Here is a 9061-nt window from a genome sequence, read left to right as displayed (position 1 = left end):
TCCGCCCCAATCTCATAACGATTTTGCGGAATATCTGCTCTATTCGAGGAAAAGAGACACTTTACCGGGTCGCGCATAACGTGCCTTGTTGTGAGGATCATAGTCAGGTCTCTCTGCCTTATGCACGATAATCTCCATTCCCAGTTCGTCCTGCATATAGGCCGCAGAACTCTGAAGCGCCTCCATCTCCGCACGGGCACTTGCAGCATGCGGCCATAGCCCATTCTCCTTGACGATCTTGGTCACGAGGGCCTGTGCATCCTTTCCGTACTTTTTGAAGTCCGGATTTGACATGATCAATTTCATCAGTTGACCGACTATCAGAGGTACATCTGCCTTCTTGACCGTGTCCATCAGGTCAAACTTCCACTGAGGGGCCACATAGATATGTACCCGAGTAGGACTCTGACCTTTCAATAGACCTTTAATCTCACGTATGTCTGCGATTGTAGAGGTGACCACATCAAAGGCGCTCTCGATAGCAGGATCGATCAGCTTCTTGTCATATTTTGGCCACTGCGCAAGAGAAACATAGCCATCACGCTTCATCTTTGACCAGAACTCTTCTGCAATATGTGGAGTCATCGGAGCTACCAAGCGCACCCAGATATCACAGACGTAAGCCATCGTACTCTCACGTTCCTCCTTCGGAACCTCCTTCCGGCGCAGGTAGTGGTTGATGACACGGATCATCTCGGTCATTGAGTTAATGGCATAGTCACGGAGCTTGAACGAGTCGAGGTACTCTGTGCAGTCCCGCACGATGGAATTGACCCGTGAGAGGACCCATCGCGTCACCATGGTGGGGTGATCCTTCTTCCGATAGACTCGTGGTTCTTTACGCGAGTACTTTTTCATGATTTCCGCAAACCGTCGCAGACGATTTCGGACAGCAGGCACATCTCGTTCTCGCCAGTCCATCAGACTTGCAGGCTCTGCTGCTGAGATGACATAAGTACGATAGACATCGGCCCCATACTTCTGAGGGATTTCAACGAGGGGGATCACGTTGCCCTTAGACTTGGACATCTTCGCTCCCTCTTTGATCACGTGCTCGTTCAGGCTGATACATTTCAACCAGTGCTTCTTGGGGAAGATAGCCACATGATGAAAGATCGCAAAGCTCAGATGGTTTGTGATGTGAGAGGGCGCAGTATGCCTCTGGTCATTTGGATACCAGTATAGAAACTCTGACCGCAGATCCTCCAAGATCGTGGCATCTATTCCGGTCTCCTCTGATACCTTCTCCGGCTTCCCCTTACCCAGAAACACGTAGTCAAAGAAGCCAACGGTCAACTGCTTTGGCTTTAACTTGTGCGCACGGATCTTGTGACTGATCGTGTAGTAGGCCATATAGATCGTGGAATCAGACAGCGACTCGATGATCCAGTCAGGGTCGAAGGGCAGACGTGTCCCAATCCCGCGCTTGCGCGCACACGGTCTCTGCGTCAGCCAATCAAAGGTGGCCTCGAAGAGATTTCTGAATAGATCAGGCACGATATCCATCGAGTCGAGTGCCTTGTGAGCATTGTCCTTCCAGCCGGGAGCCAGATAGTCGAGGAACCACTGACCAGCAAAGACACCAACTTGGACATCAGTACCGCACTTGCAGACAACAGGACGCTGATCGGGCTCGTAGAATACATCGCATCTGTTGATGGACTTCATCCATGCGACCACCTCATCCTTGACATCCTTGATAGGGCGCCCTGAGAACTGGCCACAGTTGTCCTTCATGATACCACTATAGAACTCAGCCTTGTAGATCTCCTGAGTTGCCTCCTCCAATGCCTCGTCTTCGTCCTGTGACGTGATATTGCGTTTTTCGACTGCGTCCTTTGCAGGGAACTCGCTATAGCCCTCGATATCGATCATGCTGATCATCTGAATACCACGAACATCCTCGGCCGAGATACCGTATTGCTCCAGACCTGAGGGGTCTTCCCAGAGGTCTCGTAGGGCAATGTAGTCGAAGGGTGCATGGGCTGGAACGGAATAGACAACACCTGTGGCATTGTTGGGATCAACAAAGTCAGCAGGGAGAATCGGCAGTTCTCTATCATCATGTATCGCAGAGAATTTTTGACCGACTACCTCTGACCCGGGGAACTTCTCCAATATCTCAACCGTTTTGGCCTGAAGCCTGAGCTTTTCAGCCGCAGCCTCGGAGATCAGCCACTTCTCCCCGTTGACCAGTGCCCATACATAGGTCTCCTTTGGGTTGATCCACATGTTCGTGACGCCAAAGATGGTCTCAGGGCGTAGAGTGGCAGGGACTATGTAGCCATCCTTGAATCCGAACTTGATAGCGGTGAACTCCTTGATCTTGGCTGTAGCACCCTCCAGCAGGTCGTCTTCTCCAACGGGGTTTCCGCAGTTTGGACAATAGAGTAGTGGATAGTCACCCTGTTTCAGGTAGCCCTTGTCTTTGAACTTGTGATATTGCCAACTGACAAACTGATTATACTCCTTATCGCCAGTCGTGAACTTTCGTCGCCAGTCAATACTATACCCGAGAGCCTTGAAGTCAGCAGAGATCGCATTTGCAAAGAACTTGGCCGTGGTCCATGGGTCAGTGAACTTGGCCAGCTGCGCATCCACTTCCTCCTCAGTATCCAGATAGAGCCGCAGGTCACGTTTGTATTGTTCAATGGCCTTTTTGTCACCTACTTTGATCCGCTCGACCATCCCTAGAATGGGAGTCCCGGTCATGTGTGAGGCCATCGGGAAGAGGACATTGTATCCACGCATTCTCTTGTAGCGGGCAATCAGGTCTCCAACCGTATAGGTCCTACCATGCCCAATATGCAGCGCGCCATTCGTGTAGGGATAGGGCACTGTAAGGAAGAACTTCGGTCGGTTGGGGTCTGGATCCGCCTCGAAGATCTTGTCCTTGGCCCAGCGGCGCTGCCACTTCTTCTCAATCTTTGCAAATTCACTCTCACTATCGCTCAAATTCACTGACCTCTGTACAAGTTATTGAATGACCGACGAATGAGCCGAAACGAGTACCCTCTATAAAGGCCTCGAAAAAGCAACTGGTATTAATTGAGAACGCAATCCATCCTGGCTCACTCTCGCAACCTGCTCATGTCATTGTCCCTTATAGAGCTTTGGACAATTCACAGTAAATGTAATAAAATATATTTACTTTATCCGATCACATTTTGAGCAATACAAGTCATCATATACTAATTCACATCAAGAGCAACGAGAAGGGGCGTCATACCATGAGTGAATCAAAAGATGATGAATATTCGGTTTCAATAAACAAAACCGCCCTAACGAGGGAATTAATCAAGTATGTGATCATTGTAGTATTTCTTCTTGGTCCACTCATATTGCTTGTACTCGTGGACGATTGGATTAGGTCAACTATCAATCCACAACCAAACGGTCCGACTTACTGGGGAATAGTTGGAATAGTCCTGATATGGTATGCAATCACATTGGCCTTTGTACTTCCGTATCTAACAAAAAAGGTCGATAAGCGGTATGCAACATGAAAGCCATTGCGATAAAGAAGGAATCATGTGGTTTCGGTCAGCATTTACACTATCAACAAATGCGTGAGATACTATTCACCATCTAACCATTGCACTTCTGATAGTCTTCGATTCATGCTCATTCGGATTTTTTCAACAGACGATTTACAGCAGTAATAAACTCATGCGCGTCATCCAAGACCAATGGCACCGTCCGAACAATAATATCAAGATCAACCTCGAGATATTCGTGAACAAGTATATTTCTCATGCTTGCTAAATTCGCAAGGCGTTGCGCTAGATCAGAGCCAATAATATTACGCGTACCAAGAGCAATCACAGTCTCCCTATAGCTTTTAGGAATTGGCTCGTGTAGTTCAGCCAATATGCTGGCGGAGATATCAATTATGGCTTGGCCAATTACTTCCAAACAGCGCTCAATCGACTGTAGCAGCGTCAAATCTTCAAGCTTTTCAAGCGTAATAGGGAGTTGCTGCCGCAAATATTCAAGTTTAGAGAGAATATGAGATATTCTTCTACGAACAACAACAGAGTCAATTGCCATGTCATAGTCCCCTCAGTGCCATATCAAGATACTTTTTCTCAAAAATACGATAGTCGGGGTAGTATTTCATCACTCGTGCCTTAAATCGGGCCCAAGCATGATCTCTCTCGTACAAGACCTTGCCATCACGTGCAATTCGATATTTTAGTGACCAATCTACATCCTCAAGTATGACAAGGTCTGTATGAAAATTTGGACCATTAACAGCAGATGTGAGTTGAAGCAAAAGATTCCAACGTGTCTCCTTACCCGGCAATGTTGTGTGTATAGCTATGTCTGTGTCACTATGAAGATGAGAATCTCCTCGAGCACGAGAACCAAATAGAATGATCAGATCAATACTCTCACCACCGAGTTCAAGAAGAATATCACGGAGCCTTTCGGGGGAGAGCATTATGATCACCAAGTACTTGAAATCTTAACTCACAAGTTCTATTGAATTATGACCTAATAAGACAATTGATAGAAACTTGACAATGTACAAACATCCGTAAATCGCTTGCCTTGTGCAATATCATCATAAGGCGCAGGCGAACTGGAGGGTCATGATTCCCGACTGGATGACAGTCAGAAACGTATTCATCGACATCCACGATAGACTTCGACCATTTGCAGAGATAAAAGAAATCCTTGAAACAGTCGAGCGAACGTGGGACTTGAAAAAGTACTTCAACGGGTCCAACCTTGGAGGACGCTGGATATTTCAGGTATACAGTAGAGAGTTTGTGTCCGAGCTGGCAAATCTGATTAATACTATCAACCAGAAATGTGGCCGACATGGCCCGATAGTAGAGGTCATGAGCGGGGACGGGGTTCTCACGAAGTTTCTCACACCACTTGTAGACCACAAAATCATAGCAACCGATGCCAAATCTGATAGGTACCGAATCGCATTCTCAAAAGAGGTTGAGACCATCACGGCATTGGAATCAATCGAAAAGTATGATCCATCAGTGGTCATAATGAGTTGGGAACCATTTCTATCAATGGATGCAATTGATATTGTAAGAAAGAAAATCCCACTCATATGGATTGGACAACCAGATGCATGCGGTCACCCTGAACTTGTTTTATCATACTGCAAGGATAATGGAACAGACTCGTGCATAAGAGCCGCAAATCAATACACGATTGGAAGACATGATTCTTTATTGAAACGTGATTTCAAGACTGATGTATTGCTCTTCAACTGTGAGAGAGACTGGTTTGTGTGATACAGCGGTTAATATCGCATTATGGCAATGAGAGCATACCGATCTGAAGAGGAACCATCAATGGTCAAACCGACTGTAGATGCAGTAGATATTGATCTCAAGACTGGCAGCACTCTGGGATTCTATACATATGGTGAGGATAGACCTAATGTGCTAGTCGTCGCAGGAATGAACGGGGTCTCGGCGACAGATGTCTATGCTGCCTATCTGATAATGAAGCACCTGCAAGAACTGGACAGAATTGATGGATCGGTGACCGTGCTCCCCGTTGCAAATCCGCTCCCATTCCGCCTAGGTGTGCAGGTCTCACCGCTCGATTCCAAAGACATTGATTCCACATTTCCGGGGAATGAACGTGGAAGCGTGACAGAACGAACGGCCTGGGCGATCTGGAGACGTGCCGTACAAGCGCAATACGTCATCCATCTAAGAACGGGTCATCTCTCCTGCACCAGCCACATTGTCGCACTGCACCGGGACTATATTCACGTCAGGAATCTTGCCTCACAATTGTCACTCCCCTTTGTTGTACAGAGCGCGGGTACAAGAGGCGCGATGCATGTGGAAGTTGCCCATGAGGGGATACCCGCAGTCACCATCGAGATGCGTGGGGGAAGAGGCGAAGTTGATCCACAGGCTGCTGTGGAGGTCAAAGAAGCAATCGCCAACTTTCTACGGATCACGGGAATCATTCCGGGTGACAGTATCGAGGTCTCAAACACTATGATGGGGTCACTACAACAGATCAATGTTGATGCAGAGGGGTTCTTCATTCCAACAATCAATCTCGGTGAGGTCGTATCGCCCGAAGATGTGATTGGGCAGATTCAAGACCGTAAAGAGGTACGATCCCCATTTGGAGGCGCAGTGATTGGTATTGGTCGGATGTCATATGTCTTTGAGGGAGATGTGATAGCACAAGTGGCATCTCCACTCATTGATAGATGGGCCTCATCACCCGTAGAAGAAGAGAGGACCTCACCACCGAGAAGGAAGTGGTAAGACCATGGAATGCGACCATGATGAGGCACTTATGAGGATCAATGTGGGCGACCGAAGACTCCGTGAGTCGGGTCGTTTATTATTGATAGGAAGCTGTATGAGATCACGATATCCAGAAATCGTCAAAGAGTTCCGTGAACGCGATGGTGGCCAGGCCGTTCTCGATGTATGCATGGAAGAGATGCATGTGAACCATGCCGGATTCAAAATCGCATCCATAATTCGATATTCTGGGATCAAGCGAGTGACTGCTCTCACCGTGGATGGCAGTCCTCATTGTGTACAACTCCATTATGTCATTGAGGACATTAAGCGCCATTTCACTTCTGAAGTCGAAACCGCTCATTATGTGGTTGAGAGAGGGAAGGTCTTTGAGATCACCCCAACGGCTGTAAAACGCTCAAGACACCTCTCGAAGATCCAACATATGCTTGACTCGAAGTGAAGAAACACTCCGAAGAGGTCTCAGCAATCAGTGACAGCATAATTCACGCCATAGAGAGTTTGCACTAATTTTGCAGTCAATTACAAGAAATTGACAATCTAAAGAAAAAGAGAGAGAATAGGCCGGGGCCTTCGGGAGAACGTGCTTCCCGAAGGAACACCGGACAGCCTATAATTGATCTACATGATTCCAAGCAGGCCGGCCATGCCTTCGCCGCCCATGCCTGCAAGCTGCTCCTTAGCAATCTGCTCGTAGTATTGCTTGATGATAGATACCATCAGCAAGATACCCGTGCCACTCGCCAGAGCACCCATGATATCCGCAACTGCGGCTAAGATACCAATAAGGAATCCACCAAGGCCTGCAACTATGGGGATGTAGCGATCCAACAATCGCTGGAGGACCTTCTCGCTTCGTCTGAACCCTGGAACAATGTAACCAGAGCTGAGGAGCTGCTGTGCCACATCACGTGGTGCGATCCCGCTGATATCGACCCAAATCACACTGAAGCCCCAACAGAGGAGGATCATAAGAAGCGCGTAGATGATGATATGTAATATCCCATCAGGTTGCTGAAAGACCATGAGCCCCTGTGGAGGAGTGATATAGCGGGCGAGACCTCCATCCGCAATCATCCTACTACTACCTTCCTGTTGCGTGAACGTCCCAAGAAGATTGAGGAATGGATTGCTTCGATCAGAGTTCCAGTTGTTATAGACGATCTGCCCAAAGAAGAGGATGTTCGCATACAGAGCCTGTGCGAGAATGACAGGAATATTTGAGGTATAGAGCAACTTGATCGGGTAACGCGCCTTCATGCCCCTATACTTTGCATATTGAAGCGGGATCTCAACACGGACGGACTCCATCCACAATACTGCAAAAAATATGCCAAAGGTGACAATCAGCGCAAAGATACTCGGATCGTAGCCATTCCTGAAGAACAGCCAAACAGCGTCAACGGCGGGGTTTGTCTGTGTACCAATACCAAACCATCGGAGAATGTTGACAACTATTGCTGCAATGATCCCCTTGGGCAGCCGTGTGCCACCAGGACCAGTGTAACCATCAGGTGCGGCGGACTCGAGTTCAAGCAAGTTGAAGGAGTTCCACATGACACGACCAGCAACATTGGTCATGATGAAGAGTGAGACTCCTGAACCAAGGCCCCAACCCTTCTGGATCAGTTCGTCCATGAGGATGACAATGACACCAGAGGCGAAGAGCTGAATAAACACCAAGACCTGCTGGTTTGGTGTGAGCTGACCGTAGGCATTGCCGAGAATGTATGCAATGGCCTGAAAGGCAGTCATCAACATTGCAAGGACTTTCTGACCACCAGTGAACAGGGCTCGATCCTCAGAATCGCTGTAGTCCACATCTATGATCTTCGAACCGGAGAGGAGCTGCATCACAAGACCTGCAGTGACTATTGGTCCAATTCCGAGCTCCATGAGTGTACCTCTGGTGCTTGCAAGAATGACTCGCATGGCCCAGAGATAGTCGGTTCCAGCTGTCTTGTCAACACCATAGAGTGGCATATGTGACATGACCAAGAATATTATCAGGACCACAATGGTCCAGATGACCTTTTCTCGAAATGAAACCTCTCTGTCAGGTGCCTTGACCTCAGGCATTATCCGAACGAGAGGTGACAGGGCTTTTAGAAACTTAGATGGCAAGACCCAATGTCTCCTGCAGGTTTTTTGTGGTTCCATCTGGGTTTGACCTTTAAAGATAGTGGTCGCTTCGCGATGGTGATTTATAGAGAATTAGTGGACTCGTATCTAGCAGCTTTTGCTAATGATAGTCATAAGAAAAAGTAGAGAATGCCTGAACAGAACAAAACTGCGGTCCTGTTCAGACGATCATACGTACGCGAAGAGATCAAGCGGCTGGGAGATCTAATGTTCCACCGACCTCGGTGACCTTAGTTCTCGCACTCTCGCTGATAGCCTTCACACCTATCAGGTCCAGCTTGTGTTTGACCTTTCCTCCACCAAGAATCTTATCGACTCCTAGCTTGGAAACATCAACAACATATCGGGCGCCCTTCTTGCTTGCAATTCCGCGGTCTACGTATCGGTCGACTTTTTGGTCGATCTCACCGATATTGAGGATTCGAACCTCCTCAACGAGCCTTGCAGGGCGTTTGAACCCCCATTTGCCGAAGTATCGGGGATTCTCCATCATGACCTTAATGTAGTGGTGCTTCTTAGAGCCTGCATTGCCCTTACCACCACGTTGACCAGAGGCGCGATGACCCTTGATACGGCCGTAACCTGCGGTTCTTCGCCCTCTCAGCTTTGTGATTCGTTTTGGTCTTCGATTTTGCATCTGATGTCACTCC

Annotated in this window: 9 protein-coding genes; 4 read left to right on the top strand and 5 right to left on the bottom strand. The window is 48.0% G+C overall.

Annotated features, from left to right (window positions below):
• Positions 1-39: 39 nt before the first annotated feature.
• Entirely contained in the window at positions 40-2955 is a 2916-nt protein-coding gene (gene leuS, locus K9W43_09890) for a leucine--tRNA ligase (protein ID MCF2137528.1), read from the bottom strand.
• A gap of 275 nt (positions 2956-3230) precedes the next feature.
• Between leuS and K9W43_09885 the strand changes: the two genes are divergently transcribed.
• The gene (locus K9W43_09885; protein MCF2137527.1) at positions 3231-3506 is read left to right on the top strand and encodes a hypothetical protein; all 276 of its coding nucleotides are present in this window, start codon (positions 3231-3233) and stop codon (positions 3504-3506) included.
• Positions 3507-3624: 118 nt separating this feature from the next.
• Here the strand turns inward: K9W43_09885 and K9W43_09880 are convergent, their stop codons facing one another.
• Both K9W43_09880 and K9W43_09875 read right to left on the bottom strand, forming a co-directional pair.
• Entirely contained in the window at positions 3625-4050 is a 426-nt protein-coding gene (locus K9W43_09880) for a DUF86 domain-containing protein (protein ID MCF2137526.1), read from the bottom strand.
• A 1-nt stretch (position 4051) separates the two neighbouring features.
• Positions 4052-4444 (bottom strand): nucleotidyltransferase domain-containing protein, encoded by a 393-nt coding sequence (locus K9W43_09875; protein MCF2137525.1) that lies wholly within the window; start codon positions 4442-4444, stop codon positions 4052-4054.
• A gap of 151 nt (positions 4445-4595) precedes the next feature.
• Between K9W43_09875 and K9W43_09870 the strand changes: the two genes are divergently transcribed.
• The 3 genes from K9W43_09870 to K9W43_09860 are packed head-to-tail and all read left to right on the top strand — an operon-like array spanning position 4596 to position 6711.
• On the top strand, positions 4596-5264 hold the full coding sequence (locus tag K9W43_09870) for a hypothetical protein (protein MCF2137524.1): 669 nt from the start codon (positions 4596-4598) through the stop codon (positions 5262-5264).
• 27 nt (positions 5265-5291) lie between these two features.
• The gene (locus K9W43_09865) at positions 5292-6266 is read left to right on the top strand and encodes a succinylglutamate desuccinylase/aspartoacylase family protein (GenBank protein MCF2137523.1); all 975 of its coding nucleotides are present in this window, start codon (positions 5292-5294) and stop codon (positions 6264-6266) included.
• A gap of 4 nt (positions 6267-6270) precedes the next feature.
• The gene (locus K9W43_09860; protein MCF2137522.1) at positions 6271-6711 is read left to right on the top strand and encodes a hypothetical protein; all 441 of its coding nucleotides are present in this window, start codon (positions 6271-6273) and stop codon (positions 6709-6711) included.
• Positions 6712-6890: 179 nt separating this feature from the next.
• On the opposite strand, the gene secY is transcribed toward K9W43_09860, so the two are convergent.
• Both secY and K9W43_09850 read right to left on the bottom strand, forming a co-directional pair.
• Positions 6891-8393, bottom strand: a complete 1503-nt coding sequence (secY, locus tag K9W43_09855) for a preprotein translocase subunit SecY (protein ID MCF2137521.1) — start codon at positions 8391-8393, stop codon at positions 6891-6893.
• Positions 8394-8598: 205 nt separating this feature from the next.
• Positions 8599-9048 carry a 50S ribosomal protein L15 gene (locus tag K9W43_09850; GenBank protein MCF2137520.1) on the bottom strand — a complete coding sequence of 150 codons (450 nt, stop codon included), beginning with the start codon at positions 9046-9048 and terminating at the stop codon, positions 8599-8601.
• Between the last annotated feature and the right edge of the window lie 13 nt (positions 9049-9061).

This window comes from Candidatus Thorarchaeota archaeon, assembly GCA_021498125.1.
In the GTDB taxonomy this organism is placed as follows: Archaea; Asgardarchaeota; Thorarchaeia; order Thorarchaeales; family Thorarchaeaceae; genus B65-G9.
The sequence above is the reverse complement of the archived record's forward strand: the minus strand, read 5'-3'. Positions and strand labels throughout refer to the sequence as shown.

Excerpts from the sequence above, each read along its gene's own strand:
- K9W43_09885 (MCF2137527.1), top strand. The coding sequence starts at position 3,231 with ATGAGTGAATCAAAAGATGATGAATATTCGGTTTCAATAAACAAAACC.
- K9W43_09880 (MCF2137526.1), bottom strand. The coding sequence starts at position 4,050 with ATGGCAATTGACTCTGTTGTTGTTCGTAGAAGAATATCTCATATTCTC.
- K9W43_09875 (MCF2137525.1), bottom strand. The coding sequence starts at position 4,444 with ATGCTCTCCCCCGAAAGGCTCCGTGATATTCTTCTTGAACTCGGTGGT.
- K9W43_09870 (MCF2137524.1), top strand. The coding sequence starts at position 4,596 with ATGATTCCCGACTGGATGACAGTCAGAAACGTATTCATCGACATCCAC.
- K9W43_09865 (MCF2137523.1), top strand. The coding sequence starts at position 5,292 with ATGAGAGCATACCGATCTGAAGAGGAACCATCAATGGTCAAACCGACT.
- K9W43_09860 (MCF2137522.1), top strand. The coding sequence starts at position 6,271 with ATGGAATGCGACCATGATGAGGCACTTATGAGGATCAATGTGGGCGAC.
- K9W43_09850 (MCF2137520.1), bottom strand. The coding sequence starts at position 9,048 with ATGCAAAATCGAAGACCAAAACGAATCACAAAGCTGAGAGGGCGAAGA.